Origin of the sequence: Nonomuraea antri, from assembly GCF_013283785.1 — a bacterium.
Taxonomy (GTDB): Bacteria; Actinomycetota; Actinomycetes; order Streptosporangiales; family Streptosporangiaceae; genus Nonomuraea; species Nonomuraea antri.
In genome coordinates this window covers 70,181-96,407 of sequence record NZ_JABCPZ010000004.1, presented here as the reverse complement: position 1 = coordinate 96,407, position 26,227 = coordinate 70,181, and the positions used below count along the sequence as shown (strand labels likewise).

Genomic DNA, 26,227 nt, shown 5'->3' with positions numbered 1-26,227 from the left:
TGGGCCTGAGCACGAGGATCACGCGCTCTCGACCAGGGCCGCGAACCAGTCGGCGGCCTCTCGCTGATTGCCGGGCATGACGTGAGCGTAGACCCGGAGAGTGATGGCGGGGTCGGCGTGGCCGAGGCGCTCGGCAACCATCTTCAGTGGCTTGCCGCCTGCGATGAGGATCGTGGCGTGGGTGTGGCGGAGGTCGTGCACGCGGATGCGCGGCAGCGCCTCGCGGCCGGCCTTCTCGAACGCCCTGGCGCAGCGCCCGAGCTGGTCCTGAAAACCGCGTGAGAACCGCTCGGGGTGCCGGTGGTTGCCCTCCTGGTCGCCGAAGACGAGCGCGTCGTCCCGGGCGAGCTGTAGGGCCATCCCGCCCCGTTCGCGCTTGTACGCCTTGAGTAACGCCACGGTGGCGGAGTCGAGATCGACCACGCGGGGCTTGGCGGTCTTGGTGTCCCCCTCCTTCACGATGGCCTTCTCCCCTTTGACCCGCACGACGCCCACCGATCGGCGGACGCTGACCGTTCCGGCCTCCAGGTCGATGTGCCGCCACCGCAGCGCGAGCAGCTCGCCACGGCGCATGCCAGTGTGCGCCAGGAGGTGCCAGGCGACGTGCAGGTGACTGTGGTCGCGCGACCAGGTCAGGAAGTCCTTGAGCTGGACCGCCGTCCACGGGTGCATCTCGGGCGCCTTGGCCTGCTTGGCGGTCGGCGGCTTGGCCTTGTCCACCGGGTTGCGGGCCAGCAGGCCGGCGTCCACAGCCTCGGAAAGCGCGGCGCTCAGGATGGTGTGGACATACCGCACGGTGCGGGCCGACAGCCCCTCGCCAGCCTTGTGGTCCTTCCGGCCGCTCTCCTCCAGGTAACGGTAGTGCGCGGTCAACTTCGGCCCGGTCAGCGCCGCGAGGGTCGCCTTGCCGATGTCGTAGGGCTTGAGGTGGAGCCGGATGTTCTTCTTGTAGCTGGCCAGGGTGGACGATTCGAGCCTGAGCCCGGCAACCCACTCGTCGAGGTACGCGCCGAGGGTCTGCTTGCTGGGCTGGACGAACTCGCCTTTGTCCACCTTGCCGAGGACGTCACGCAGAGCCTTCTGGGCGTCCTTCTGGGTCAGCCACGGCTGGTTGTTCTCGTCGCGGCGGCGCAGGACCTGCTTACTGGTCCCGTCCGCCAGCTTGGTCATGAACTTGATGCCGTATCTCACCTGGCCGTTGGCCAGCTTGTACGCGAAGACCGACCCCTCGCCGGGGGACCTTCTGCGCTTCGGTGAGTTACTCACGTGCCTCCTTAAGGTTCTGGATCAAGTGGAAGGACATCGATAGATCGGAGTTCGGACGGGATCTCGGGAAGCTGGGCGACGCCGAGCTGGCGCATGTTCTGACGGACCCAGGCCAGGTCCTGCGCAGTCTTCTTCAGAAGTTTCTCGTTCTCGGTCACCACCTCTGTCAACCCGCGCTTCATGTCAGGGTCGGTCGCTTCCTTGGCCTCCTTTCGTTGTCCGGCCAGGAGCTTCTGCATGGCGGACCATGACTCCAGATGCCGGCGGTGCCACCGGAAGGCCATGACGATCGGATCGGGGCTGCGCCAGGTGTGCGGGTCCCACCCCTTGGCCTCCAGCGCGTCGTCGTCGGAGCCGTCGAACCACTCGGCGGCCCGCCAGGTCGGCACCTCCCTGCCCGGCAGGATCTCGACCTTGCCCTGTTCTTCAAGGGGGAAGAGAAGCCTGACCGGGGCGACGTCCAGGGCTTTCGCCAAGACGATCAGTTCGGGGATCGTGATCGACTGTCTCAGTCCTTTCTCCAGCTTGGCGATCACTGATCGGTCCATCGGGAGCCCAAGTTCGCCGCAGCGGTCGGCGAGGGCCTGGGCGGTCATCCGCTTCCCGTCCGGCCCTGGACGCGCCCGAAGGCGTGCCACCTGCGCCCCTACCTGCCTGGTCATGCGAGTCGTCCACTCTCTTTGTTCCACGGCGGCACGTTATACCGCCACAAGGCGACTTGACACCCCAGAAGCTACATGAGTAGATCTTGTTCCGCAACGCCCCGACTTTGAGGGAGAAACGAAAGTGTCGGAACAAACATTGGTGTCACGGTTGGTGGTGGCCGAGAGGTGCGGCGTCTCCGTCCGGACCTTGGAGCGGTGGGCTGAGCTGGGCATCGGCCCGCGTCCCATCCGTCTGGGGCCCCGCTTGATCCGCTATCGGCACGCGGAAGTCGAGGCGTGGCTGAGCAGTGGTGCTGACGGGGAGGTAAGCGCGTGAAGACCGAGGAGATGAACGAGCGGCTGTTCGCCACCGTGCCCGAAGTTAGCCGCCTCCTGCGGGCCGACGACCGCACCGTTCGCCGGGCCATCGCGGACGGCCAGATTCCCGCCGTTCGGTTGGGCGCGACGTGGCGCATCCCGGTTGCCTGGCTACGGGTGCAGGCCCTTCTTGAACCGCCTGCGGACTCCCTTGAGGCCGATGTAGATGCTGCCTGACATGACAGAGGCGGGCCCGTTCGCAGCGGACCCGCCTCTCACTTCCATACCTGAATCCAAGATCCCCAAGATACACCGACCCCTCGGGTACGCCCTGGCTGCGGCAAAGCGCGGCTGGCACGTCTTCCCCCTGACCCCGGGCGGGAAGCGTCCGCTCAAGGGGTTCACGAACTGGGAGCGAGAGGCCACGACCGACCCTGAGCTGATCCGCCGCTGCTGGTCGGCGGCGCCGTACAACATCGGCATCTCCTGCGGCCCGTCAGGGCTTGTCGTGGTGGACCTGGACACGCCGAAGACGGACGAACGGCCGCCCTCTCCCTGGGACCAGCCGGGCGTCAACGAGGGCGCGGACGTGCTGGCGTTGATCTGCACGGTCGCGGAGCAGCCGCTGCCGTTCGACACGTTCACCGTCCGCACCCGGCGCGGGGGCACCCACCTGTACTTCACCCCGCCCGCCGAGTTGTCCCTCGGGAACACCGCCGGCCGGCTCGGCTGGCTGATCGATACCCGAGCGCAGGGCGGTTACGTCGTAGGGCCGGGCAGTTTCGTGGATCTCCCGGACGGCGTCGGCTCGTACGACGTCATCAACGGTGAACCGGTCGCGGAGCTGCCCCAGTGGCTTGCCGAACGACTGGCCCCCGACAGGGCCGAGCCGAGGCGGGATCACATCTCAGCTCGGCGGCTGCTCGTCGCGCTCGACGGGCGTGGCGCGGGTTACGCAAAGGCCGCGCTGCGCGAGGAGGTCCAGAACGTGCTGGACGCCGTACCGGGCACCCGCAACCACGCGGTGAACTCCGCGGCCTTCGCCTTGGGGCAGCTCGTGACGGCGAACCTGCTGCCGTTTGGGCTGGTCGAGGAGATGCTGCACGCTGCCGCGCATGAAATCGGCCTGCCACCGCGTGAGGCGGCCTCCACCATCCGCTCCGGCCTTGAAGCCGGAACCCGCCAGCCACGCCGGAGGAACTCATGACACGGCGACACAACGCCGTCACCCTCCTGGAGGAGCACGACGCCGAGACCAGAGTCGAGGCATTCCACCAGGACCCGGCCGAGGGGGCGAACGGTCCGCTCGCGACGCGCCCGCCTGTCGCCGACCGCACCATGTTCTACGGCATTCTCGGCGAGCTGGTGGACGCGGCCGACCCGAGTACCGAAGCCGACCCGGTGGGCGTGCTCGCCTCGGCGCTGGCTGCGTGCGGCGCTCTCATCGGCACCAACCCGTTCGCCCAGGTGGGCAACACCCGGCACCCGTTGCTGATCTGGCCGCTGCTGTTCGGCCGGACAGGCTCGGGCCGCAAGGGGCAGGCCACCGACACGGCCGAGATCTTCATGCACGAGACCGGTCTGGGCTACGGCGACATCTGCGCCACCGGCCTATCCTCGGGCGAAGGGCTGATCGATCGCATTCGTGACCCGGACTCGCAGGAGGACACGGGCGGGACGATGGACAAGCGGCTGGTGGTCGTCGAGCCGGAGTTCGCCACGGTGATGGCCCGCGCCAAGCGGGAGGGATCCTCGCTCGGAACCATCCTGCGGCAGGCGTGGGATGGTCGCACCCTTGCTGTCCTCACGCGATCGGCCTACCGGGCCACCAACCCACATGCGGCCATCATCGGCCACATCACCCCGAAGGAGTTCCGGCTGAGGCTGGCCGAGAGCGACATGGCCGGAGGCTCCTACAACCGCTTCCTGCCTGTCTACGTCGAACGGTCCAAGCGCCTGCCCATCCCGGAGGGGGTGGACCGCGACGTACTGGCCGAGATCGGAGGGAAGCTCAACAAGGGCATCCTTGCGGCTGGTCAGGTCCGCCGTATCGCCTTTGACCCGGGTGCCCAGGCCCTCTGGGCGGGCACGCTGTACGACGAGTTCACGGCGGCCGACGACGAGGACTACGCCTGGACCGAGTTCACCCGCCGCTCAGCGCCGTACTGCCTGCGGATCGCGGGGTTGTACGCGGCCTTGGAGGGGCGAGACCGTATAAGCGCCGACCATCTAACCGCGGCTGCCGCCCTGATCAGGTACTCGATCGCCTCGGCGGTGTTCGTCCTCGACAAGAGCATGCGAAACCCCAAGCTCGACCGCCTCCGCCGCCACCTCGACCAGGCCGGGGACGCCGGACTGACTCGGTCGGAGGTCTCGGCGCTGTTCTCTCGGAACGTCCCCAAGCAGGCCCTGGACGAGATGCTCGCCGCCCTCGTCGTCAGCGGCCAGTACGCCAAGGTGACCACACCGACCGGGGGACGCCCGGCCGTGCGGTATCAACATGTGACGGCACCGGGGTCCACGCCTGACGAATAAAGAAGAAAGAACCCTCGTGCTCCGCCACCCAGTCTGTGACCAGCGTAGCGGCGCACAGCCCCGAGGCCCTTTCTTCGTCCGCTACGAAGGAAGGGCCAAGCAGGGCAAGCACGATTCCAGAGTCACGCCGAAGACCTGATGCAGGTCAGCCCCGCCCACCTACCGTGCTTCGGCCCCAGCCCTCCGCCACGTGGCGACTTCTTTCTTCTTCTTTCGTAATCCCTGCCCGAGGAGCGCAAGGCCGACGAAGGCCGATGGACCGCGACGCAAGCCGACCAAACTGCTAAGCATCCGAGCGTGACCGACAAGCGGCTCTCCCAACGCCCCACGATGACCGTCGCCGAGGCCGCCGCACTCCTGGGCCTTCACCGCGACGCCGCGTATGAGGCGGTACGGCGGGGGGACCTCCCGTCCATCCGCATCGGCCGGAAGATCCTGATCCCCACGGCCAAGCTCGCCGCGATGCTTGGCCTCCTCTACGTCCCCGAGGAGGCCACTGAATGACCAAGGCTCAGGCCGCCACCATCACGGCCGCCGAACGTGCCCTGGCCGTCCTCCTGTCCGAATGGGGCGTCTCTGACTCCGGTCGCAGGGCCGCCGACGCCGTCAGCCTGGTCGTGCGCCACGGCCTGCGTCCCACCGCCGCCCGTCCCGCCGTACCCACCCACCGGAGCGGTGGCGTACGAGATGCGAGCATCGCCCGGCGAGGAGCCGAGCACGCCCGCCGTCTGCTGACCGCACGAACCCGAGAGGATGAGTGATGGCTCGCCCGAGCAAGCTCACCCCCGAACTTCAGGACAAGATCTGCCGCCACCTGGAGGCCGGCCACTTCCTGAGCACGGCGGCTGACCTGTGCGGCGTGGGCCGCTCAACGGTTCACCGCTGGTTGGCCCAGGGTGAGGAGGAAGATGCTCCCGCCGAGCTGCGTGGCTTCCGGGAGGCGATCGGCCGTGCTCGGGGAAGGTCGGCCGACGTCCTAGTCGCCGCCGCGTTCGCCGATGCTGTGGGCGGGGTGCTTGTGCGGGAGGCCGAACGGCCGGACGGCACGCGGGAGCGGGCCTGGAGCCAGCCGAACGGCCGCGTCGCTCTGGATCTCCTGTCGCGGATGTTCCCTGAAGACTGGCGGCCGGTGAAGGCCGTCGAGGTGTCGGGCCCACAAGGCGGTCCGGTGAACGTCGGCACCGACCCGGCCATCATCCAGAACATCATCGACCGAGTCGCCAAGGCCAAGGCTCGGCGGCTGGAGGCGGAAGGCAGAGCGGCGGATGCCGGGGGCGCTCCGCGCCTGCCTTGATCCGGCCTTCCACGAGGTAAATAGCCTCTGACCTGCTGATACGACGTTAGCGAGAAAATGTCCTAGCTTCCATGCTCCCGTTGATGAGAGGAAGCAGGACAGTATGGAGATGGCCCCCGCCTCCAGAGTGATCCCGGGATATGACCGATCTGTCGCGTGCGACGCTCCTGCCGAGGGCGCTGAGGCCGAGCGAGATGAGATCGTCAGCGTCGCTGAGAACCTTTACGAGGGCGATCCCATAGGGAGTGTGAGCTTCTGGGAGGGCAGGCAGAGGCTGCTCTTTCCCAAGAACGCGGTGGTCTACAGATCACGGACTGCCACCTGCTTCCCGATGACGGAGACCGCTGCCCCATGGCCCGAGTCTGATGGGGTGGAGGACAAGACTCGGTTCGTGAGCGGATGAAGCAGGTCGCCATTTTCAAGGCAGGACGGTCGTGGCGCTCATGGCGTCCGCCCTTCCATGCCTCAAACCTGTCTGGGAAGCCTCAACGGATGTATCGGGAGTTTCGGGAGCCCTTATGCGCACGCGCGCGAGGTCACGTACCCCCCCCGTGGTGCGCGGAAGCCCATACCCAGCCCGATGATCAGGCACCAACCCGGCGGGGACACGTGCGGATCGGTACTCCCGCGCCACCGCCCGTCCCGAACTCGACAAGGGCGCCGCCCTGGCCCGCGAACTACGGTCGGCGGGGATCGCGGTCACCCTCGTGGTGCACGAGCACAAGCGGCTCAGCCGTGGCCTCGACCCTGGGATACCCAGGCCCGAGCAACTGAGCGCCGCGCCGGCGCCTCGGTGTCGGCCATCGCACGGCACGGGCCGCTGGCCGGAGAAGTCGCCCGTGGTCCAACGGCTACATCCAGACGGCCGACAACCCAATGCGCGGCGTGGGCTCTGAGACGGTAAGCACCGCGGATACTGGAACAAGCCACCCCACCCCGACCGACAGCGAGGGGTGTATCGGGACTTTCGCGAGGCATTTCCGCGCACGCGCGCGCGAGATGGACAGGGCTCAGGCTCGACACGGCAGCCGCTTGTCCCATACCGGCGCATGGTGACTCGCGCCCCCATCTTGATGGCCTCCCGTAGTGGGGCCGCCCGACCCGCGCTGAGATCGCCCAGGAGAGGAGCAATCGCTCGGTAGGGCTTGATCATCGAAGAGTAGGTGTGCCCCTCACCGTTGCCCCTACGACGCCCAGGAAAGAGGGCTCCTGGAAGGTGCGGCACAGTCAGGACGGCAGGAATCTGCTATCGAACCCAGCACGAAGGAGAGCCTGATAGGCGTCACGAACCTCTCCTGGGACGGGCTGCTCGACGGCGTAGCCGAGCTTGGGGTACTCGATCACGCGCTGGAGATCGCCGACGAGCATGTCGATGACCAGCTTCGGATCGCCGATCGAGCCGACATAGTCGTCCAGCTCTAGCGGCTCGGAGGCGCACACCACCTCGGCCTCGGGCCATACCTTCCGTGCCGTGGCGTACGCTCGGCGCTCCATGTACGGCTTGGAGATCAGCAGCACCGAACCGGGCTGGATGCCCGCGTCGGCCAGCACCTGGCGGGACAGTGCGATGTTCTGGCCGGTGTTGGTGGCGTTCGGCTCCAGCAAGATCGCCTCGTCGGGCACGCCGAGTTCGAGCGCGTGCTCGCGGAACTGGACGGCCTCGCCGCGGGGAAAGCGTGCCACGGTGGTGGGGCTCGTGGCGCCGGAGAAGACGATCCGAGGGAACCACCCGGCCGATACAGCTCGACCGTCGCGCGCGCGACCCCGAGGTCGTGGCTGCCCAGGCCGATGGCCACATCGCACTGGCGCAGGTCGTGGTGCATCTGGTGGTAGTCCCAAATGGTGCGGACGTGCTGCCACTGCTCGTCGGTGATGGCCTGTTGATTGACGTTCACTCTCACTCCTGCCTGCAGTGGTGGTGGGCGACGCGTCCACTGACCGGCCAGAGCCGTACGTCGCCATCATGACTCGCCTCGCGTTGGAGTTGACTTTCCGGATGTGCCTGGACGACGACGACCTAGAGCAATCGCCCCGGGAGGCTTGACGGCTATACCGCCTCGTAGTCCCCTCGTAGTGAATGTTCTCGAATTCTTCTCGCGGAGGCAGGTATGAGGATTACGTTCCTCGGTTCGACCTCGCAGAACGGCGGCTCGCCCACACTGTGGGCAACAGACCGGGGCAGTCTCGTGGTGCGCGGCTACCGCGTCACCGACTCGCAGGCACTCGCCGACCTGGGCGAGGTGCCTTCCGGGGAGGTCGACATCGAGATCCCGCTGGAGCTGCTGAGCTTCTACCAGGCTCCCGCCGCCCATGACGCCGCCATGACCGCGGCGGCCGACGAAGGCGCCGAGGAGGGGCGTTGACCCTGGTTTCCGGCGACGCGTTCGGTGATCTGTTCAGGTCATTCGAGCACACGGCGTTCCGGCTGGAGCCGCGGGAGCGCTACAACGCTCCAGGCGAGGATGAGCCGGTCCGCAAGTTCCTCGCTGGCGAGCCCGATGACCTGGCCTGGAACCGGCCCTGGCTCGACCTCATGGCCGAACACGCGGCCAAGGGCAAGTCCGTCCGCCGGGTGCGGGTCGTGTCCGTCCCGCTTTCGGACTACTCCCGCTTCGGCCTGTGGTGCGCCCAGTTCGCCATCGAGGCCGGCGAGGACATCCGCTACCTGAACCGGGCGCAGGCTCATGGGCTACCCGACCTCGACTATTGGCTGTTCGACTCCAAGTGGGTCGCCCGGCTGAAGTTCGACGAAGACGACGTGCTGCTCGGTGCCGAGATCGTCACCGATCCGGCCACCGTGGTCGAGCTGGCGGCGGCCCGTGACGATGCCTGGCATCGGGCGGTCACTCGTGACCAGTTCCTCTCCGACTTGGCACGAGAGTAGGGCGTCTGAGTAGAAAGGGGGGCGTGACCAGCGTCCAGCAGGCCAGAGAGGCGCTCGGCAACAAGCTGCGCACCCTGCGTGCGTCCGCCGGCCTGACAGGCCGGGAACTCGCCGAGCGTCTTTCGTGGCCTGCCTCGAAGATCTCGAAACTGGAGACAGGGAAGCAGACCCCCACCGAGGCGGACATCACCGGGTGGGTCAGCGCGACGACCGGAGACGAGCAGGACAGTGCCTCGGTGCTGGCCATGCTGCGCACGATGGAGTCTGCGCACGCGGAGTGGCAGCGCCTCCTGAGTGGGGGCACCCGCCATCATCAGGGCACCTGGGCCGACATGGAGCGGCGCGCTACTCGTCTCCGGGTCTTCGAGCCCGCTTTCGTTCCCGGACTGCTCCAGACGGCTGGGTACGCCCGTCACCGGCTTGCCCAGGCCATCACCGTGTTCGGCATCACGAACGACATCGACGACGCCGTACGCGCCCGGCTGGCCCGGCAGGACATCCTCTACGACCCGCGCAAGCGCTTCCACTTCGTGATCACCGAGGCCGTCCTCCGGTACCGCCTGTGCCCGCCGGAGCTGATGCTGCCCCAGCTCGATCGGCTGGTGGCCGCCTCGACGTTGCCCAACGTGCGGCTCGGCATCATCCCGTTCGGCACGCCGTTCGTCATCGCCCCCGGGTGCGGCTTCTGGATCTTCGATGACCGTCAGGTGCTCGTAGAGATCTTCTCGGCCGAGTTGACGTTGACCCAGGCCCAGGAGATCGACCTGCACGAGAAGGTCTTCGGGGCGATGGCGTCCGTCGCGGCATACGGCGCCACCGCTCGCGCCGTCATCACCCAGGTGATGGAGGAACTTCGATCGGCACTACCCGACGACGACGGAGAAACCGCCACGGCGCTGTAGCTCAATGTTTCGTCACCTTCCGGTCAGCCATCCAGATTCGAGAAATCTCTAGAATCTTCCTCGCTGCTCTCCTCGGCCCCATGTCACGCTGACGGCGACATCCGCGGCCTGACCTCTGGAGAGTGTCGTGAGCCCCACCTTCGTCCCCTTGCTGAGCAAGGAAGCCGCAGCCGCCCTACAAGAGCGCGCCCGCGACGTCGTCGAGTACCGAAAGTCGGGCCTGTCGCTCAACCACGTGCAAGGCTGCCCGCTCGGCTGCGCGTACTGCATCCGGCACACCTACGGTCTATGGGACGCGCGCCGGCCGCAGGCGTTGCTGACCGACGCCGAGGCCGTCGAACAGCTCGTCACCCACCGGTACTTCCGCCCGCACGACACCCCCGTGCAGGTCTTCAACCGGGCCACCGACCCCTTCCTGCCGGACGTTCGAGACCACCTGTTCGCCGTGCTGGAGAACCTCGACGGGCGCGAACTCACCAACCACGTGCTCGTGATCACCCGCGCTCGCCTGCGTCGCGGCGACTGCGATCGGCTGAACGCGTTGAGACACCTGAAGGTGACGCTTCTGTTCACCTACTCCGGAATCGACGACCAGCGGATCGAGCCCCATCCGTCACAGATCGCCGTGCGATCCATGCGAATGGCCACAGCCCGCGAGTCCCGCCGGTATCGCACGATCTTCTACTGGCGACCCCTGGTACCTGGATTGAACGACACCCCCGCCCACCTCACCCGCGCAGCGGCCATGTCGCGATGGGCCGACGCCGCGGTGTTCACCGGCCTGTTCTACCGGGACGAGATCGCGGACTACTACCGCGCCAACGGCCTACCCGAGCCCTACGACGGGACCGCCCGCCGCAAGATCGTCCCCGAGACGCTGGAAGAACGCGTGCTCGCAGGGTTCGCTCGCCGGCCGGCGGACGCGCCGCCGCTGTTCCGCAAGACCTCCTGCGCGGTCTCGTACGTGCACGGTCTGCCGGATTACAACGGCCACTACGGCATCAACGAGCTGTGCGACATCTGCCCGGCCGCCCAACACAAGTTGTGCGCCCAGGCCCACCACGTCCCCACGCCTCACCAGCTCCAGCAAGCCGCCTCCGCGCTGCCCGAGGCGGCTGGCCTCCGGATCATCGAGGTCACCGAACGCGCGGCACAGGTCGCCGGACTCCCAACCGAGCAGCCGCGCTACTACCTCCAGCACCGGTTCGCCTTCCAGATCCACGACGCCGACCACCCTCACCGGCAACGGCGACACGGCAGGGCCGAGATCGGATGGGAGAACCCACATGCCTAACCCGGACACGTGGACGAGATTCCGCTACGCGGTCGCGGACGTGGAAGGTAACGGGCAGCGGCCTCCCGACCTGGTCGAGCTGTCCATCGCCCTGATCGACGAAGGCTTCGTCGGAGACCCTCTCACCTGGCTGGTGAAGCCACCGCGGCCGATCACGCCGCTGGCCCGCCGCATCCACACCATCTCCAACGAGCAAGTGGCGAGTGCTCCCTCGGCCGTCGAACTCGCCCCTGACATCCAGGCCATTTTCGACGGCTGCATCTTCGTGGCGCACAACGCTCACGTAGATCTCGACGTGCTCACCCGGGAGCTGCCCGGCTTCCGGCCCGCACAGATCATCGACACCCTGAAGCTGGCTCGGCGTCTCCTACCGGGTCGCCCCTCCTACAAGCTGGGCGCGCTGGCGGACGAGTTCGATCTCACCGCCGAGCTGCCCGCCGGCCTGAGATCTCACCGGGCCGCCTACGACGCTCTCGTCTGCGCCCGCCTCCTGGCGCACCTCGCGAGCCCGCCCGGCGCGCAGCCGCTGCCGCTCGCCGCCCTCCTGACCAGCACGGAAGCATCCCCTCGCAAAGGACCGACCGATGACACGGCTGAGACCCTTTTCTGATCGCCGACGTGGTCTATTCATCAGCATTGACGGCCCGTCCGGTGCCGGAAAGTCGACCATCGTCGCGCACCTGTCCCAGCTCCTGGTGGCCGATGGCGAGCACGTCCACACCACCGCCGAACCCTCCAACGCCATACTCGGCAAGATCGCCCGCGACTTGACCGAGACCATCACCGGTCCCGCTCTGGCCTGCCTCTACGCCGCCGACCGCTACCACCATCTTGAGACGGAGATCCAACCCCGCCTTGATGCCGGCGACATCGTCCTGTGCGACAGGTACGTACCATCCGCCCTGGTCATGCAGCGATTCGACGGCGTCGACCCGGTGTTCCTGTGGGGGTTGAACTCTCTCGCGGACCGGCCCGATCTCGCCGTGGTCCTCGAAGGGTCCCCGGAGGTGATCGCGGCGCGGCTGGCCGAGCGTGGCGCACACAACCGCTTCCAGCTCACACCCAGCTCCAGCCACGCCGAAGCCCACTTCTACCGGCAGGCATGCGACCGGCTCATCCAGGCCGGATACGACGTGCTGCGCATCGACGTCGGCACCGGCAACCCCCACGAGGTCGCGCTCAAGATCAGGAGCCGGCTTCGGGAGTTCTTCGCCATTCCCGACGATCAGCCACCGAAGAACGACGCGTGGTGACGCCTCACCCCCACACCGGACGCCGAACCCGATCTCCCATCTCAGCCCTCGCTCACGATCAGGCGGGATCCTCATGACCGAAGTCCCTCTCACACCGCCACCCGGTGACCGCTTCAACCCGAACGAGGCCGTCCCCGCCCGCACCTACGCCGCGTTGCGTGGGGCTGGCAGAGACGCCTTCGCCCCTGACCGGGCCGCGGCGGAGGAGTTCAAGAAGACCATCCACGAGAATGTGGACGAGGTAGCCCAGGAGAACGCAGCCGCGCTAGTCCGCGCCGTCCGCCACCTGGCGAGCCGGGGGCACACCCAGTTCGCTGATCTCGGATGCGGGAGACCCGTACAGGGCATGGACGCCCTCCAACTGCCGGACCTGTACGACGTCGCCGCCGGCATCAGACCGGACGTCCAATGGCTCGCCCTGGACTCCGACGAGCTGGTCGCCACGACCTGCCGGGCGCTGCTGCGCGGGCCTGGTGTCGATGTCGCGCAGGAGGACCTCCGCCACAGCGCCAAGGTGCTCGACGCCATGAGCAGGCACCTCGACCTGAACAGGCCGGCCGTGGTGGTCCTGGGAGCCGTCCTGCACTTCTTGACGGACGAGCAGTGCACCGATCTCAGGTTCGCCCTCCGGGCTCGTCTCGCGCCCCGCAGCATCATCGTCCTGACGCACGTCACCAGCGACGGCATGGATCCGGACAGCGTCGAGCGAGGCAGAGCCGCCTACCAGGAGCAGTGCGGCGTCCCGATCTACGTGCGGACCAGGCACGAGATCACGGCGCTGATTCGAGACTTCGCCATCTTGGAGCCAGGCGTGGTGCGTACGACCGACTTCCTGCCCGAGGTAGGAGACCGCACTCCCAACCGCGACGCTCCGCACTTCCTCATGGTCATGGCGGAGCGCAAGGACTGCTGACCATGGCATGGCGGGGCGGCCACGCAATGCGACCCATCGCCAGTTGTGCTGTCACGCCCAGTGCGGGCGGCCCGGTGTTGTCGTCCCCGCCGTCTCGCACTCATGACGCAGGCCGGACGTCGCCGACGTTGCGCGTCCGGTCTGCGTCCCCAAAGGCATTCGTCCCATTGAAAGAGTCATGATCGTGCTCTTCGAGAACATCGAGAGCGGCGCCCTTGCCGACGCCAGGGGCACAGCTCACGCCGACGCCCTCCAGCAGGAGCACCCGGCCTGGTGCGTTATGTACGCGCCCTACCACCGGACGCTCCTCGCCATCTACATGGGCCCATCCAGCGAACCCGTCATCGAGGAGGCCGGCAGTGCCACCGAGATGCGCGAGCGCCTCGACAACGCTGAGCTGATGCTCGCGATCGAAATCGGGCAACCTGCCTCGCCCCAGCCCGCCGCCTCACCCCGGCCCCGCCATGGGCAGGACCCGTGGCCCGTCCTTCGAGAAACGCTGCCTGGCCGCGTGAAGACGGCGGGTACGCGACCGGCTCCGGAATGGCGTCCACCGCCACCGTCCCGCAGCTACTTCACCCCCATCACCTACCTGAGAGATCCTCACACCACCTGGTGATCACTCATGCACCCAACGACGCTGGCGCACCTCCGACTCGCCGCACTACGCCGTACCTACCCCGGCTGGACGATCGTCCGCGGATGGGATGCCGCCGACCGCGAGTGGTGGATCGCTACTTCGCGACGGCCGCCGACCGCCATCATGCAGAGGGCTGGAGTCCTCCACGAGATCCAGCGGCCGGACGGCATCTCGCTGAACTCCGCGTTGTCTCACCAGTCCGCCATTCTCGGCAACCTCCGGGCGAGTTCCACATGACCTCCACCCCCAGTTTGGAGGCATCCCGCATGGACCTGCTCTTCCTCGTCTACGGGGGTCCCTGGAGACCCGACCTGCCGGAGGACGCCACGATCCGCCCCGCGCTCGTCCGCCCGCTCATCACCGCCGGCCTGGTCCTCGTCTTGCTCTTCACCGCCAAGAAGACGCAGAGCCGCGATGGCGTGGCCGGCCGACCTGTTCGGAGGGCAACCGCCGCTCGCTCGCCGCATTCGGCCTGCCCGAACAACCTGATCACCCTCCTGTGCAGAAGCTCCGCCACTCGTGGCGGACGCGGTGGCACCGCTGAATGTGCGGGCCATTGCGAGCAAGACCCTGGGCCGACGCGGTCCGGGGAGTCTCAACGGTGGAGGACGCCATGTCACCCAGCCAGAACAGCGCCTACGAGTTCGACCTGGACGCCCGCACCGTCGAGGTCGCCGACCCCGGCGGACTGATCAACGTCACCGACGACAACTGCACCAGCACCTGCGGCGCCTGCGTCACGGACGGCGGCTCCTGATCCAGGGTCCGCACCCTCGTGTCCCGGTGGTGTCGCCGTCGTGAACCCTCGCGGCGGCGGCACCGCCCCCGACCCTCGGAGGTACCGTGCTTCGCCAAGCCCACCCGGCGGGCTTCCGATTCACCGGAGCGGCGTTGATACGCGCCGTCGCCCACCCTGAGCTGCGCCTTCCGCCGTGGCCGGACATCACCGACTCCTCCCCTGAGCGGGTGGCCTGCTGGGTGACTTGGCTGCGACAGGTCTGGGACATCGGCCAGGTTGCCGACGCCTTGGAGCATGCCAGTCCCGTGCTGGCCCAGCAGGTCCAGGCGCTGTGCGCCCGACCGGATCCCGACGTCCGGGAGACCCGGCGCGCCGTGCTGTCCGTGGCCCGCTACCTGCTGCGCATGACCGGCCGGGCCATGCCCTTCGGGCTCCTCGCGGGGGTGGCCCCCGTCGTCTTCGACGCGAGGCAGGCGTCCCGCTGGGGCCGAGCACATCACGTGGTCGCCGCCGCCGACGCTGGCTGGCTGGCCGCGGTCATCGACCGATTGGAGGGCAACCCGGCGCTGCTGGCTCGATTGCCGGTGGTCGCCAACAACACCGCGACCGTACGCGGGGACCGGCTGATCGTGCCGTACGTGCACCAGGCGCGTGAGCGCGGGGCGGCGGCCGTGGAAGTATCGCTGCGCAACACCACGGCGGTGCAGGCTGTCATGGCGGCGGCTCGCACTCCGGTCCGGGTGGGTGAGCTGGCCGACAAACTGCGGGCCGGGTCTCCCGGCACACCGCCGGGCGTGATCGCGGACATGCTCGGCGAGCTGGTCCGCCGTCGAGCGTTGCTCACGAGCCTGCACGCGCCCGCCACCGTGCCAGATGCCCTGGGTCACCTGATCAGCGAGCTGGACGCTTCCTGCGCCACCTCAGAGCCGTCTGCGGGCGGCGTGGTGGAGCTGAGAGACATCCACACCCGAATCGGGCAGCACAACCGAGAGTCGTCCGGTCAGAGCCGCGCCATCCGCTCAGAGCTGCCCGAGCGGATGCGTGACGTTTCCCCTACCGGGCGGCACCTGCTGGCGCTGGATCTGCGGCTGGACGCGGCTGTGGCCTTGCCGCGTCAGGTCGTACACGAGGTGGAGCAGGCTGCTCTCGCCCTGACCTACCTGAGTCCCTACCCCGTGGGCGCACCCGCCTGGCGGACCTATCACCAGCGCTTCTACGAGCGGTACGGCATCGGCTCGCTCGTCCCGGTGCTCGACGTCGTCGCCGACTGCGGTATCGGCTGGCCGGACGGTTACCCGGGCACGGTGACGCCGGAGCGGCGCTCGCCGCTCTCCAGCCGGGACGAGCAGTTGCTCGCCCTCGCCCAGGGCGCGGTACTGGACGGCTGCCACGAGGTCGTACTAAACGAGCAGCTCGTGTCCGCCTTGCGGCCGGGCTCGGAGCGGCTGCGCCCGCCATCCCACCTGGAAGTGGGTGTACGCGTCCACGCACCCGACGAGACCGCGATCGCATCCGGGGACTTCACCGTCCACGTGGTGAGCGTCTCCCGCGCCGCCGGCGTGCTGACCGGCCGCTTCCTCAACATCCTCGCCCCCGAGGATCGGGCGCGCCTGGCGGACGGGCTGGCCGGCCTGCCCGGCGGGGACGAGGACACCGTGGCCGCGCAGTTGTCCTTCCCGCCGCTCGATCCGGCTACCACGCACGTCACCCGCGCGCCGCAGACCTGGCCCGTCCTGGTCAGCCTCGGCGAGCACCGTACTCCCGGTGACGGGGTGCTGGGAGTGGAGGATCTGTACGTCGGGTGTGATGGCCGCCGCCTCTACCTGGCCGCGCCCCGGCTGGGCAAGCGGCTGGAGGCGGCAGCGCTGCACGCCCTGAACCTGCGCACTCACACGCCACCGCTCGCCCGGTTCCTCACCGAGCTGAGCCGCGCCCAATACGCCCAGGTGAGCACGTTCTCGTGGGGCGCTGCCGAACACCTGCCGTTCCTGCCGCGCGTGCGCTACGGGCGTGCCGTCCTTTCGGCAGCCCGGTGGCGGCTCCGCGCCGACGAACTGCCCACCGCCTCCCAGGCGTGGACGGAGTGGGATGACGCGGTGAACGGCTGGCGGGCCTGCCGCCGGCTGCCCCGCAGGGTGCATCTGGTCGAGGGAGACCGGCTGCTGCCGCTCGACCTCGGCCAGAGCGCGCATCGGGTGCTGCTCCGGGTCCATCTGAACGGCGCATCGCAGGCCGTTCTCGCCGAAGCTCCGACGCCGGAGGACGTGGGCTGGTGCGGCGGCCGGGCGCACGAGCTGGTGGTGCCGCTGGCCGCCGTCGACCCGCCGCCTTGGCCACCCCTCCCCGTTCCGACGCGGGCACGAATCGTCGGTCGTGACCGGGGCCAGTTGCCTGCCTGCTCGACGGTGCTGCTCGCTCACCTGTACGGCGATCTCCTGCGCCAGGACGGCGTGCTGGCCGAGTATCTGCCGGACTTGCTCGCCCGGCTCGACCGGCCCATGTGGCGCTTCATGCGCTACCGCGACCCCGACCATCACCTGCGTCTGCGTATCGTCCTGCCTGGCCCGGCCGCGTTCGGTCCAACCGCCCGGATGGTGAGCACCTGGGCGGCCGAGCTGCGCCAGGCGGGCCTGCTGCGCGAACTCACCTACCCCACCTCCTACCCGGAGACCGGCCGGTGGGGCAGCGGCAACGCGATGGCCGCGGCCGAGCAGGTGTTCGCGGCCGACTCAGCCGCGGTGCTCACCCAACTGCGCCTGCCGGAACGGCCCCACCGGCAGGCGCTCATCGCCGCCAACAGCGTGGCCATCGCCGCCGCCTTCACCGGCAGCACCGCGGTGGGCATGCAGTGGCTGATCAGCAACATCCCGGCCTCCGCACCGTGCCGGGTGCCGCGTCCGACGTTCACCGAAGCCGTCCGGATCGCCGACCCGCGCCACGACTGGGCGGAACTCCGCGCCCGGGAAGGCGGGGAGGCGATCGTCGCCGCCTGGCAACCGCGCAACGAAGCCCTGACCGGCTACCGCGCCCACTTCCCCAGCCACGAGACCGAGGCAATCCCCCTCGACGACGTGCTCGGCTCGCTGCTCCACGTCCATTTCGTGCGGGCCTGCGGTATCGACTTCGACGACGAAGCCGCCGGGCTCTACCTGGCCCGCTGCGCCGCGCTCGCCTGGCGGGTCCGCGCCGAAGGAGCCGCATCGTGACCGGCCCGCACCCAGCCATCCAACTTGCGGTCGCCGTCGCCGATCGGACGGCCACTCCCAGCGCCGCGCCCACCGGCCTGACGTCACGACCGTGGTGGCGGCAATCCCTGGCGCACGGTGCGCCGGGCCTCGCCCTGCTGCACATCGAACTGGCCGCCGCCGGCCTGCGCCCCTGGCAGCCGGTCCATGAATGGCTGACCTACATCACCAGCGAACCGGTCACCTCCGGGCCCGACAGCCACCTGTACTACGGCACCCCCGCCGTCGCGCACGCCATCGCCTGCGCCGCCGACCACCTCCCCGGCTACGAGCGGGCGCTCCAGTCCCTCGACCAGACGATCACCGCCGACACTCAGTACCGCCTGGACGCCGCCCACGCCCGCATCGACGCCGGCCGCCTGCCCGACCTGGCTGAGTTCGACGTGATCCGCGGCCTGACCGGGCTCGGCGCCTACCTACTGCGCCGCGACCCCGACGGCAAGACGCTGCACGCGGTACTGGAGTACCTGGTACGGCTCACCGAGCCAATCCAGGACGCCAGCGAGGCGCTGCCCGGCTGGTGGACCCTGGCTAGCCCGGACGGCCGCCCACACCCGGATTTCCCGGGCGGCCACGGCAACTTCGGCCTCGCGCATGGCATCAGCGGACCTTTGGCCTTGCTGGCGCTGGCGGCCCGGCGCGGAGTCACCGCCTCCGGGCACCTCAAGGCGATGCTGCGCATCTGCCAGTGGTTCGACCGGTGGCGCGAAGACACCCGCGAGGGCTTCCGCTGGCCGTACCTGATAAAACGGGCCCACTTGCACGCCGGGCGAGAACCCCTCGGCCCGCAGCGGCCGAGCTGGTGTTACGGCACGGCGGGGCTGGTGCGCACCCAGCAACTCGCCGCCCTGGCCATGGGCGACGCCAAACGGCTGAACCTGGCCGGCCACGCTCTCACCCAGGCCATCGGGGACCCGGCGCAGCGCACGGCCACCACGGATCTGTCACTCTGCCACGGCTTCGCGGGGATCGCGCATCTGGCCACTCGCGTCATCGTCGACGCCTACCCCGACACCTCCGCCCAGCTCCACACCTTCCTGCCCGTCCTGCTGGACGAGGTCCTGCCGTCCGGCGCCGACCCCAATGACGTGACGACCGCCCTGCTCGGAGGCCAAGGCGGACCCTCCCTGCTGGAGGGCGCTGCCGGGATCGCTCTGGCCGTGCTCGCCCCCGCTACCGGATCAGCCCCGAGTTCCGGATGGGACACCTGCCTGCTCATCGCCACCTCGAAGGACTGACTCGCGCATGCCGACCACGATCTGGCGTCAGTACAACATCGCCTTCCGCGACGCCGACACCGCCGAGCAGGTCGCCGCCCACGCCCTGCTGCCCGTGCTGGCCCTATCCGAGAACATGGGCCTCATCCAGGACTGGTGGTTCGTCCGCAAGACGCCCTGGCGGCTGCGCTGCCGCGACCTCGGCCGCCCTCCCGCCTCGCTCGTCAGCCTGCTGGACACCCTCACCCAAGACGGCCGGATCATCGGCTGGTCGCTGGGCATCTACGAGCCCGAGACGCGGGCGTTCGGCGGCGAAGCCGCCATGGACGTCGCCCACACGCTGTTCCACCACGACAGCCTCCACGTGCTCCGCCGCCTGGCCGAACCCGCCCCACCCGTGCTGGGACAGCGGGAGACCAGTGTGGTGCTGTGCGGCGTGATGCTGCGCGCCGCCATGCTCGACTGGTGCGAGCAGGGCGACGTCTGGGCCCAGGTGGCCCAGCTACGCCCATCGGCGGCCGACATCGTCCCCGCCGACCAGGCCGAGCGCCTGCGCGCCGAGATGCGGCGGCTCATGACCGCCGACACCACACACCTGTGCGACGCCACCCGCGGTGGCCCCCTCACCGGCTACGAGCCGTTGGTGACGGCCTTCGCCGACACCGGGCGCGCCCTGGCCGGCCTGGCGGCCGAAGGGCAGCTCACCCGCGGATTACGAGCCGTGCTCGCCCACCACATCATCTTCCACGCCAACCGCGCCGGCCTTACCCTGCGCGACCAGATCGCGCTGGCCAGGCTGGCGGCAGACACCGTGTTCCTCCGAGACGACGACATCGTGTCACCGCTTCCCACCACCCACCAGATAACTAAGGTGAATCGAATGACCACTATCAGCGACGACCGTTCGGACGCCTCCGGCGACCAGCTCCGCGACGATCTGACCAAGCGGCTCCTCGACCGCCAGGTAATCCGCACCGCTGCCGTCGAGGCCGCGTTCCGGCGTACCCCGCGCCACCTGTTCCTGCCCGGCGTCGACCTCGGTCAGGCGTACGCCAACGACGCCGTCTACACCAAGCAGGATCAGGACGGGGTCAACATCAGCGCCGCCTCCCAGCCGGGGACCGTCGCTATGATGCTTGAACAGCTCGCCGCTCAACCCGGCGACAGGATCATGGAAGCCGGTGCGGGCACCGGCTACAACGCGGCGCTCATGGCTGCCATCGTGGGCGACAGCGGCCATGTCACCACTATCGACGTGGATGACGACCTAGTCGCTGGCGCCCGCGAGCACCTGGCCGCCGCAGGTATCGGCAATGTCGAGGTCGTCCTCGGCGACGGCGCGCTCGGCCACCCCGCGAACGCCCCCTACCAGCGGATCATCGCCACGGTGGGCGCCTATGAGGTCCCGCCCGCCTGGATGGAGCAGCTCACCCCAGGCGGACGCCTGGTCGTGCCGGTGCGGCTGCGCGGCACCAATTCCCGCAGCATCGCTTTCGAGCGCAACGACAACTGTTGGCACAGCATCGACAGCCAGCAGACCGTGTTCATGCCGCTGCGGGGCACCGGCGACGACGCCCGACGCTACATCCACCTCACCCCCGAGCAGGACGTCACCCTGCAAGTCCACCAGGACCAGGTGGTCAACCCGATCGCCCTGGCCGGTGTGCTGGACGGCGAGCGCCACGAGGACTGGACGGGCGTCTTGTTCCCCGGTGAGGTGTCACTGGAATGGCTGGAACTGTGGCTGTGCCTGCGCCTGGACAACGCCCTCATGCGGATGAACACCGCGCCCGAGGCCAAGGACCGCGGCGTGGTCACCCCCATGTTCCCATGGGGCTCCATGGCGACCGTCAGCGACCGCGATCTCGTCTACCTCACCATCCGGCCCGTCGAGCCTGACAACGGCCGCAAGATGTACGAGATCGGCGTCGTCGGGCACGGCCCCTCCGATACCAAGCTCATGGACCAGGTGGCCGAGGAGATCTGCCGGTGGGACAGCGACTATCGCGACCTGACCGCCCGCTTCGAGATCCCCGACCAGCCCGTCCCCGACGACCCGGCAGCCGGCCGGTTCGTCCTCGACCGGGAACACCACCAGATCGTCGTCATCTGGGACTGACAGCATGGACGCCACTGGCCCGCTCGCGCGGCGCTTCCCCCTCGTGGCCCGCCCCCGCCCCGGGTGCCCACCACTCGACAGGCGGGTGAAGACGCTGTGCGCCCTCGCCGAGTCCGCCGCCCGCAACCAGGACCGGACCAGAGCGTCGGCCGTGCTGAACCAAGCCGCGCTGCTGGCCTCCGACGTCGGGCTGCCCGAGCTGGCCCGCCAGTGGTGCCACCGTCATGCCGCCGTGTACCTGCGCGCCCGCCCGCTGGACGCGCAGGCCGCCCGCCATGGTCTCGAACCCCTCGTCAACCTGGCACGGCTGGCCGTCCGCGACGGCGACGGTGATGCCGCTTTCCACCTGCTGACCACCCTGGCCGACGCCGTCTCCGCACGCGTGGACACCACGATTGACGGGACGGTCGTACCGGCGGCATCCCTCACCGCCACCGACGGAGACCACAACAGCGTGTGCACATGGCTGTGGACCGTCCTCCTCTCCGACGGCACCCGCGCGCTGACGAGCGTAGGTCGGTGGCGGGAGGCCCACGAGCACCTGCGCCGCCGGCGCGGCATCGGCCAGCGTCTGCTGGACGGCCGCCAAGTCGCCGTCCTGGCGCACTTTTTCGCCGGCGACCCGGACACCGCGTTGGCGCTGCTCAATGACACCAGCGCCAGCGAACCCTGGGAGGAAGCCGTCGCGGCATGCCTCACCGTGCTCTGCCTCGGCCAGAACGGCGGTGCGATCCACACCGCTCAGGCCCGAGAGCGGTACCTGGCGCTCGCTCCCGATCCCGGCCTGCTGGTCTTTCGCGTACGGCTGGGTCTTACCCTGCTCCACCTCGTCGGCGCCAGCGAGTCCGGGTCTACTGAGTTGGTTGACCATCTGGCGTCGGAGGTCATCCAGGCGTCGGATGGCTACGTCGCACGGGACATCCTCGGTGACGAGGCAGCCGCCGCGCTCATCAGCGGGGGTGCGCGGGCGGCCTTGACGTCCGTAGTTCATGCGTCCGGACTCGGAGTCGGCACCATCCCACCTGTGCTGATGTCCACGCTCCTCTCTGCCCTGGAAAGAAGTGAGGCAGCGATGGAGGCGGTCCTGAATACGCCTACCAGGTCATCTGGATCTGAAACTAGGTCACCGCCGCCGACCCTGGTCTAACCGGCTGCCACTGGGTCTCCCAACACGCAGTTCTAGCGGGTGCGACCGCGAGGTCTAGCGGCTTGGCTAGCAGTGAAACCTCGTCCTGAGCTGGGACCTAGCGTTCTAGCGACCCCGTCCGAACGCCCCGGAAACAGGCCCGGAGGCGTTCGGCGAGGTGACCCGGGTGCTAGGGCTGAGCCTTCTGCTTGCTGAGCGCCTCGGCAACGTCGGTGCGGTTGAAGCCCTTACGGTTGCGGCCCTTGCCAGCGCCGTCGCGGCCCCAGGTGTCGTCGGTACGGACGCCGTACTCCTTCAAGCGGGCGGTCAGTGTGGCGGTCTTGGCGTCGTCCTCCAGGTCCGCCCACTGGCCGTAGGCATCCGGCCGGAAGCCAGCGAGCCGGTCCACGACGATGCTGTTCCAGACCTTCTCCTCCTTGGCCGTGGTCACGGTCAGGATGTCGGCCAGCAGGTCGTAGGAGGCCCGCTGGGGCGGCTCCTGCCCGATCGCCTGACCCGACAGCGTCCCGGCCGCCTGGCGGAGCTGGAGGGCTCGCTCGGCGATCAGCTCCGACGTCGGCCCGTCCAGGTAGGCGGAGCGGACGATGATCGGGTCGTCGGCGATGCCGACCGCCCAGGAGATGCCCTGGTCGTTGCGGGTGAACATGGTGGCCTTGACCCCGGCCTGGTGCATGCCGGTGCCAAGGATCATGTCGTTCTCCTGCCAGCCCATCACCCGCAGGCAGATCCGGATGCCCGCGTTTGCGGAGATGGCCTTGGGCAGGCTGTCCTTGTCCGGGCGCTGGGTGGCCAGGATCAGGATGATGCCCAGGGCGGGACCGCGCTTGATGATGGCGGTGGCGTACTTGGCGGCCTCCTCGCCGTACTCGTCGTCAGCGAACAGCTCCTGACACTCGTCGATCGCGACCACCATCGGGTGCAGGCCGAGGTCGCGCCGCGCGGCCAGCTCGGGCGTGACCTTGAACTCGGGCGCCTGGTGGCGCGGCAGGCCATCGATCACCTCGGCGCGCCGATCGAGTTCGGCGTACACCTCGGCGAGCGAGGCGACGCAGGCGGCCTTCGCCGTGTCGGTGGCGCCCTTGGCGTAGTGGTGGGCCACCTTCTCCAGCGCCGACAGGTCCCCGGTGCCCTTCAGCTCGAACAGCCGCAGCTCGGCCAGCGGGTCCAGCGCGCAGGCCAACAGCAGCACCCGCAGCGCGAAGGTCTTGCCGTAGCGCGGCATCGAGCCGATGAGCACATTGGCGAACATGAGCAGGATCGAGATCGGCCGGCCGCGCTGGTCGTTGCCGTACGGGACCGGCTCGAACAGGCTGACCTGCCCCGACGTGGCCAACGGCCAGGCGGGCTGCCGGGCCTTGCGCATCTCCTGATCGCCCACCCACACGACCAGCCGGCCGGGGTGCTCCTCCGACACCGGTTCGGGCCACACACAGCCCAACGCGCGGCGCAGGCCGGAGGCGAGCTTGTCGCGCTTGTCCAGCACCTCCGCCACGGTCACGCCGAGCGGGAGATCCACCTCGGCCCGCCAGCCCGGACCGTCGCGCATGATCGGGGCGGGGAAGGTGATGCCGCGCCCGTTCTTGCCCAGCGCCTGGTTGATGGCCGAGATGCCGAGCGAGCCGAGCGCGTCCAGCACCTGGTCACTGGTCAGCTTGCGCACCCGGTTGGGGACGACCGCCCGGTCCAGCAGCGGCTGATCGGCGGGCGTCCCGAGAACACCAGCCCCAGCGATGAGCACGCCGAGGATCGCCCACTGTACCCAGGTGGGCGCGGCCACGGCGACGAAGATCCCGGCCAGGACCGCCGTGATCGCGCCGACGAGGAGAGTCCACAGGCGCGCCTTGACCCGGTCGTCGCGCTGCCTCGACAGGGCCAGGTACTCCGCGACCTCCTCCTTGGTGGCCGCCGCCCGCCGGACCGGGCGGCCTTCCAGGTCGAACAGCCACCGCACCAGCGCCACCAGCAGCCGCCAGGCGCCGGCCGGGGAGCGTCCCGCGAGCTTGGCGGCGTACTTCGGGGTACGCAGCGCGTGGTAGGCCAGCACGTAGCCGGTGTGCTCGGCCTGCCACTTCAACACCTGCAAGGCATCGGCCCGCGACCTCAGCCACAGCGGGATCAGCGGCTGCCGCTCCTGGCGGCGCGCGGCCAGCTCGGCGAGCAAGTCCGTCGGCTCGGGCCCGTGCGCCTGATCGACGAGAACCACAGTGCCCTCAAGGACGCCGTCACCCTCCTCCGGAGCCTCCTGGGCGGCCTTGCCCAGCGCGACCTCGGCAGCAAGGCGCACGTCCTCGTCCTGGAAGGCGATCACCATGCCGTCGCTCATCTCCTCCGTGGCAGTCATGCCCGCACCTCCGTCCGCGTCACCAACGAGCCGAGGATCTCGACATGCACGGCCAGCGCCTCTACGACGACCCGCACCCCAGTGACCGCGTGCCCGACCAGACGGCACACCTGGGCCAGAACGAGGAACACGACCACCACGGCGACGCGCGTCATGGTGAAGGCCGTACGGCTCCATCCGGCGCGACGCACCGCCGCCCACATCTGCCCGGCGCTCCGGGCGTCCGCGCCCGCCTCTCGCGTGGCGCACAGCAGGAACACGCACACGCCCGCGACCGGGATCAGGAAGTCCGTCATCACGCCGCCTCCGCCTCGCTCGTGCCGGTCGGCTCCACACCGGTCAGCGACGGCACGGCGGCCTCTGCGCCGGGTGTCTCGGGCTCCTTGACTGCGGCGGCCTGCGCCTGCTCCCGATCCGCCTCCGCGATGATCTCCTCGGCCTCGCGCTGTTCCAGTCCCCACCGGTTCATCAGCGGTCGGCGGCCCAGGCGCTGCTTACCCTCGCCGAGGCTGTCGAGGTAGGCCAGCCGGGCGGCCTCGTACCGGTCGGCGGCCAGCATCGGCACCACGCGCTCCACCTCCACGACGGTCTCGATGGGCTGGCACACGTGCTCCTCCACCTCCTCTGCCGGCGGCTCGGCGGCCGGGCGGCGGGTGTTGCGGACGATCCACATCAGCAGCTCGTACGCACCCGCGAAGGCAAGGGGCGCCAGGGCGCTGACCAGGCGCGATCCGAGTCCGCCTGACCAGCCGTGGGCCACGTTCGCGGCCAGGGTGACCGCGCCTCCCAGGGCGAGGGCGACCCATGCCAGGACTGGCACGCGGATAGTGCGGCGCGAGCAGTAGACCATCACCAGCGACGCCATGACGATCACGCCGTCCGACATCGCCGGGTAGAGGATCGCCATGTCGTGCCGCTCCCCGAGGGCGATGGCCAGGCCGTAGAAGTGGTGGTACGAGACGTAGGCCGCAGCGGCGGCGACCGCCAGCAGGACAGCCACCGCGAAGCCGAGGATGACCCGGTCTCCGAGACGGCCCGCGCCGGTCTCAACGGGCCGCGCAGCGGCCGGCACGGCGTGGCTACGGCGGTGACGGAAAGGGTTAGCGAAGAAGCGCCGGACGCGCTTCGGCTGAACCTCGTCGGCGGGATTCGCTTCCGCGCCGATCGTGGGTGTGGAAGGGTACTGGCTCATGGCCTGGCTCCTGGTTTGGTCAGGTGGCTGGGTCTAGGCCGGGGCCCGGTGTTAGAGTCACCGGCCCCCGGCCACCTAACTGCCGCTGGGTTGGCGGGCCAGCGGGGTCAACTCGTGAGACATGCGTCTGGGCGGTCCCGGACTTCATGGACACGCTTGCCGCGCGGGCGCGTGACCGAGACCTCGTCCGGGCAGCGACGCTGAATGGCCTTGCCGCCCTCGACTTCGTCGCGGGTTGCAGATCCCTCAACCTGCGCCAGGAGGTGCCCGCGCCTGATCCCCCG

General features: G+C 69.2%; 27 protein-coding genes. 21 read left to right on the top strand and 6 right to left on the bottom strand.

Going from position 1 to position 26,227, the window contains the following annotated elements; all coding sequences use genetic code 11:
* Positions 1-18: 18 nt before the first annotated feature.
* Both HII36_RS02375 and HII36_RS02370 read right to left on the bottom strand, forming a co-directional pair.
* On the bottom strand, positions 19-1,266 hold the full coding sequence (locus tag HII36_RS02375; RefSeq protein WP_173521347.1) for a tyrosine-type recombinase/integrase: 1,248 nt from the start codon (positions 1,264-1,266) through the stop codon (positions 19-21).
* An 8-nt stretch (positions 1,267-1,274) separates the two neighbouring features.
* Positions 1,275-1,862 carry a helix-turn-helix domain-containing protein gene (locus HII36_RS02370; RefSeq protein ID WP_268959427.1) on the bottom strand — a complete coding sequence of 196 codons (588 nt, stop codon included), beginning with the start codon at positions 1,860-1,862 and terminating at the stop codon, positions 1,275-1,277.
* Between the two features lie 190 nt (positions 1,863-2,052).
* Between HII36_RS02370 and HII36_RS02365 the strand changes: the two genes are divergently transcribed.
* The 8 genes from HII36_RS02365 to HII36_RS02330 all read left to right on the top strand — a co-directional run bounded on the left by HII36_RS02365 (position 2,053) and on the right by HII36_RS02330 (position 6,460).
* Positions 2,053-2,247 carry a helix-turn-helix transcriptional regulator gene (locus HII36_RS02365; protein WP_328807559.1) on the top strand — a complete coding sequence of 65 codons (195 nt, stop codon included), beginning with the start codon at positions 2,053-2,055 and terminating at the stop codon, positions 2,245-2,247.
* Entirely contained in the window at positions 2,244-2,465 is a 222-nt protein-coding gene (locus HII36_RS02360) for a helix-turn-helix domain-containing protein (RefSeq protein ID WP_173521345.1), read from the top strand. Before HII36_RS02365 ends, HII36_RS02360 begins: the two co-directional genes overlap by 4 nt.
* A 1-nt stretch (position 2,466) precedes the next feature.
* Positions 2,467-3,435 (top strand): bifunctional DNA primase/polymerase, encoded by a 969-nt coding sequence (locus HII36_RS02355; RefSeq protein ID WP_173521344.1) that lies wholly within the window; start codon positions 2,467-2,469, stop codon positions 3,433-3,435.
* The gene (locus HII36_RS02350) at positions 3,432-4,763 is read left to right on the top strand and encodes a DUF3987 domain-containing protein (protein WP_173521343.1); all 1,332 of its coding nucleotides are present in this window, start codon (positions 3,432-3,434) and stop codon (positions 4,761-4,763) included. Before HII36_RS02355 ends, HII36_RS02350 begins: the two co-directional genes overlap by 4 nt.
* A 297-nt stretch (positions 4,764-5,060) precedes the next feature.
* Positions 5,061-5,267 carry a helix-turn-helix domain-containing protein gene (locus HII36_RS02345; protein WP_217369075.1) on the top strand — a complete coding sequence of 69 codons (207 nt, stop codon included), beginning with the start codon at positions 5,061-5,063 and terminating at the stop codon, positions 5,265-5,267.
* The gene (locus HII36_RS02340; protein ID WP_173521342.1) at positions 5,264-5,524 is read left to right on the top strand and encodes a hypothetical protein; all 261 of its coding nucleotides are present in this window, start codon (positions 5,264-5,266) and stop codon (positions 5,522-5,524) included. The genes HII36_RS02345 and HII36_RS02340 overlap by 4 nt, the downstream gene beginning before the upstream one ends.
* A complete protein-coding gene (locus HII36_RS02335) occupies positions 5,524-6,057 on the top strand; it encodes a helix-turn-helix domain-containing protein (RefSeq protein WP_173521341.1) in 534 nt (177 codons plus the stop codon). Before HII36_RS02340 ends, HII36_RS02335 begins: the two co-directional genes overlap by 1 nt.
* A gap of 103 nt (positions 6,058-6,160) precedes the next feature.
* Positions 6,161-6,460, top strand: coding sequence for a hypothetical protein (locus HII36_RS02330; protein WP_173521340.1), 300 nt, complete (start codon positions 6,161-6,163; stop codon positions 6,458-6,460).
* Positions 6,461-7,284: 824 nt separating this feature from the next.
* Here HII36_RS02330 and HII36_RS02325 read toward each other — a convergent pair.
* Positions 7,285-7,740 (bottom strand): YdcF family protein, encoded by a 456-nt coding sequence (locus HII36_RS02325; protein ID WP_328807558.1) that lies wholly within the window; start codon positions 7,738-7,740, stop codon positions 7,285-7,287.
* Between the two features lie 425 nt (positions 7,741-8,165).
* On the opposite strand from HII36_RS02325, the gene HII36_RS02320 reads away from it, so the two are divergent.
* The 13 genes from HII36_RS02320 to HII36_RS02260 all read left to right on the top strand — a co-directional run bounded on the left by HII36_RS02320 (position 8,166) and on the right by HII36_RS02260 (position 22,410).
* The gene (locus HII36_RS02320; RefSeq protein ID WP_217369074.1) at positions 8,166-8,420 is read left to right on the top strand and encodes a hypothetical protein; all 255 of its coding nucleotides are present in this window, start codon (positions 8,166-8,168) and stop codon (positions 8,418-8,420) included.
* Positions 8,417-8,941: a DUF6879 family protein gene (locus HII36_RS02315; protein ID WP_173521339.1), complete on the top strand. Its 525-nt coding sequence runs from the start codon at positions 8,417-8,419 to the stop codon at positions 8,939-8,941. The genes HII36_RS02320 and HII36_RS02315 overlap by 4 nt, the downstream gene beginning before the upstream one ends.
* A gap of 23 nt (positions 8,942-8,964) precedes the next feature.
* Entirely contained in the window at positions 8,965-9,843 is an 879-nt protein-coding gene (locus HII36_RS02310; RefSeq protein ID WP_217369073.1) for a helix-turn-helix domain-containing protein, read from the top strand.
* A 127-nt stretch (positions 9,844-9,970) separates the two neighbouring features.
* On the top strand, positions 9,971-11,137 hold the full coding sequence (locus tag HII36_RS02305) for a radical SAM family protein (protein WP_217369072.1): 1,167 nt from the start codon (positions 9,971-9,973) through the stop codon (positions 11,135-11,137).
* On the top strand, positions 11,130-11,747 hold the full coding sequence (locus tag HII36_RS02300; RefSeq protein WP_173521338.1) for a 3'-5' exonuclease: 618 nt from the start codon (positions 11,130-11,132) through the stop codon (positions 11,745-11,747). The genes HII36_RS02305 and HII36_RS02300 overlap by 8 nt, the downstream gene beginning before the upstream one ends.
* Positions 11,722-12,390, top strand: coding sequence for a dTMP kinase (gene tmk, locus HII36_RS02295; protein ID WP_173521337.1), 669 nt, complete (start codon positions 11,722-11,724; stop codon positions 12,388-12,390). The genes HII36_RS02300 and tmk overlap by 26 nt, the downstream gene beginning before the upstream one ends.
* A gap of 73 nt (positions 12,391-12,463) precedes the next feature.
* Positions 12,464-13,303: an SAM-dependent methyltransferase gene (locus HII36_RS02290; protein ID WP_173521336.1), complete on the top strand. Its 840-nt coding sequence runs from the start codon at positions 12,464-12,466 to the stop codon at positions 13,301-13,303.
* Positions 13,304-13,481: 178 nt separating this feature from the next.
* Positions 13,482-13,922, top strand: coding sequence for a hypothetical protein (locus tag HII36_RS02285; protein WP_173521335.1), 441 nt, complete (start codon positions 13,482-13,484; stop codon positions 13,920-13,922).
* 634 nt (positions 13,923-14,556) lie between these two features.
* Complete coding sequence (gene fxlA / locus HII36_RS02280; protein WP_173521334.1) at positions 14,557-14,700, top strand: FxLD family lanthipeptide; 144 nt, start codon at positions 14,557-14,559, stop codon at positions 14,698-14,700.
* A 221-nt stretch (positions 14,701-14,921) separates the two neighbouring features.
* Positions 14,922-17,888, top strand: coding sequence for a lantibiotic dehydratase (locus HII36_RS02275; protein WP_173521333.1), 2,967 nt, complete (start codon positions 14,922-14,924; stop codon positions 17,886-17,888).
* Positions 17,885-19,165 carry a lanthionine synthetase C family protein gene (locus HII36_RS02270; protein WP_173521332.1) on the top strand — a complete coding sequence of 427 codons (1,281 nt, stop codon included), beginning with the start codon at positions 17,885-17,887 and terminating at the stop codon, positions 19,163-19,165. The genes HII36_RS02275 and HII36_RS02270 overlap by 4 nt, the downstream gene beginning before the upstream one ends.
* A gap of 7 nt (positions 19,166-19,172) precedes the next feature.
* A complete protein-coding gene (gene fxlM, locus HII36_RS02265; RefSeq protein ID WP_173521331.1) occupies positions 19,173-21,263 on the top strand; it encodes a methyltransferase, FxLD system in 2,091 nt (696 codons plus the stop codon).
* A gap of 4 nt (positions 21,264-21,267) precedes the next feature.
* Entirely contained in the window at positions 21,268-22,410 is a 1,143-nt protein-coding gene (locus HII36_RS02260) for a hypothetical protein (protein ID WP_173521330.1), read from the top strand.
* 169 nt (positions 22,411-22,579) lie between these two features.
* Here the strand turns inward: HII36_RS02260 and HII36_RS02255 are convergent, their stop codons facing one another.
* From HII36_RS02255 to HII36_RS02245, 3 genes are read right to left on the bottom strand one after another with little or no spacing between them, the layout of a single operon-like run.
* Positions 22,580-24,751, bottom strand: a complete 2,172-nt coding sequence (locus tag HII36_RS02255; protein ID WP_173521329.1) for an FtsK/SpoIIIE domain-containing protein — start codon at positions 24,749-24,751, stop codon at positions 22,580-22,582.
* Positions 24,748-25,047, bottom strand: a complete 300-nt coding sequence (locus tag HII36_RS02250; RefSeq protein ID WP_173521328.1) for a hypothetical protein — start codon at positions 25,045-25,047, stop codon at positions 24,748-24,750. The genes HII36_RS02255 and HII36_RS02250 overlap by 4 nt, the downstream gene beginning before the upstream one ends.
* The gene (locus HII36_RS02245) at positions 25,047-25,943 is read right to left on the bottom strand and encodes a DUF2637 domain-containing protein (protein WP_173521327.1); all 897 of its coding nucleotides are present in this window, start codon (positions 25,941-25,943) and stop codon (positions 25,047-25,049) included. Before HII36_RS02245 ends, HII36_RS02250 begins: the two co-directional genes overlap by 1 nt.
* Positions 25,944-26,227 lie beyond the last annotated feature (284 nt).

Excerpts from the sequence above, each read along its gene's own strand:
- HII36_RS02370 (WP_268959427.1), bottom strand. The coding sequence starts at position 1,862 with ATGACCGCCCAGGCCCTCGCCGACCGCTGCGGCGAACTTGGGCTCCCG.
- HII36_RS02355 (WP_173521344.1), top strand. The coding sequence starts at position 2,467 with ATGACAGAGGCGGGCCCGTTCGCAGCGGACCCGCCTCTCACTTCCATA.
- HII36_RS02350 (WP_173521343.1), top strand. The coding sequence starts at position 3,432 with ATGACACGGCGACACAACGCCGTCACCCTCCTGGAGGAGCACGACGCC.
- HII36_RS02340 (WP_173521342.1), top strand. The coding sequence starts at position 5,264 with ATGACCAAGGCTCAGGCCGCCACCATCACGGCCGCCGAACGTGCCCTG.
- HII36_RS02335 (WP_173521341.1), top strand. The coding sequence starts at position 5,524 with ATGGCTCGCCCGAGCAAGCTCACCCCCGAACTTCAGGACAAGATCTGC.
- HII36_RS02330 (WP_173521340.1), top strand. The coding sequence starts at position 6,161 with ATGGAGATGGCCCCCGCCTCCAGAGTGATCCCGGGATATGACCGATCT.
- HII36_RS02320 (WP_217369074.1), top strand. The coding sequence starts at position 8,166 with ATGAGGATTACGTTCCTCGGTTCGACCTCGCAGAACGGCGGCTCGCCC.
- HII36_RS02300 (WP_173521338.1), top strand. The coding sequence starts at position 11,130 with ATGCCTAACCCGGACACGTGGACGAGATTCCGCTACGCGGTCGCGGAC.
- tmk (WP_173521337.1), top strand. The coding sequence starts at position 11,722 with ATGACACGGCTGAGACCCTTTTCTGATCGCCGACGTGGTCTATTCATC.
- HII36_RS02290 (WP_173521336.1), top strand. The coding sequence starts at position 12,464 with ATGACCGAAGTCCCTCTCACACCGCCACCCGGTGACCGCTTCAACCCG.
- HII36_RS02285 (WP_173521335.1), top strand. The coding sequence starts at position 13,482 with ATGATCGTGCTCTTCGAGAACATCGAGAGCGGCGCCCTTGCCGACGCC.
- fxlA (WP_173521334.1), top strand. The coding sequence starts at position 14,557 with ATGTCACCCAGCCAGAACAGCGCCTACGAGTTCGACCTGGACGCCCGC.
- fxlM (WP_173521331.1), top strand. The coding sequence starts at position 19,173 with ATGCCGACCACGATCTGGCGTCAGTACAACATCGCCTTCCGCGACGCC.
- HII36_RS02260 (WP_173521330.1), top strand. The coding sequence starts at position 21,268 with ATGGACGCCACTGGCCCGCTCGCGCGGCGCTTCCCCCTCGTGGCCCGC.
- HII36_RS02255 (WP_173521329.1), bottom strand. The coding sequence starts at position 24,751 with ATGACTGCCACGGAGGAGATGAGCGACGGCATGGTGATCGCCTTCCAG.
- HII36_RS02250 (WP_173521328.1), bottom strand. The coding sequence starts at position 25,047 with ATGACGGACTTCCTGATCCCGGTCGCGGGCGTGTGCGTGTTCCTGCTG.
- HII36_RS02245 (WP_173521327.1), bottom strand. The coding sequence starts at position 25,943 with ATGAGCCAGTACCCTTCCACACCCACGATCGGCGCGGAAGCGAATCCC.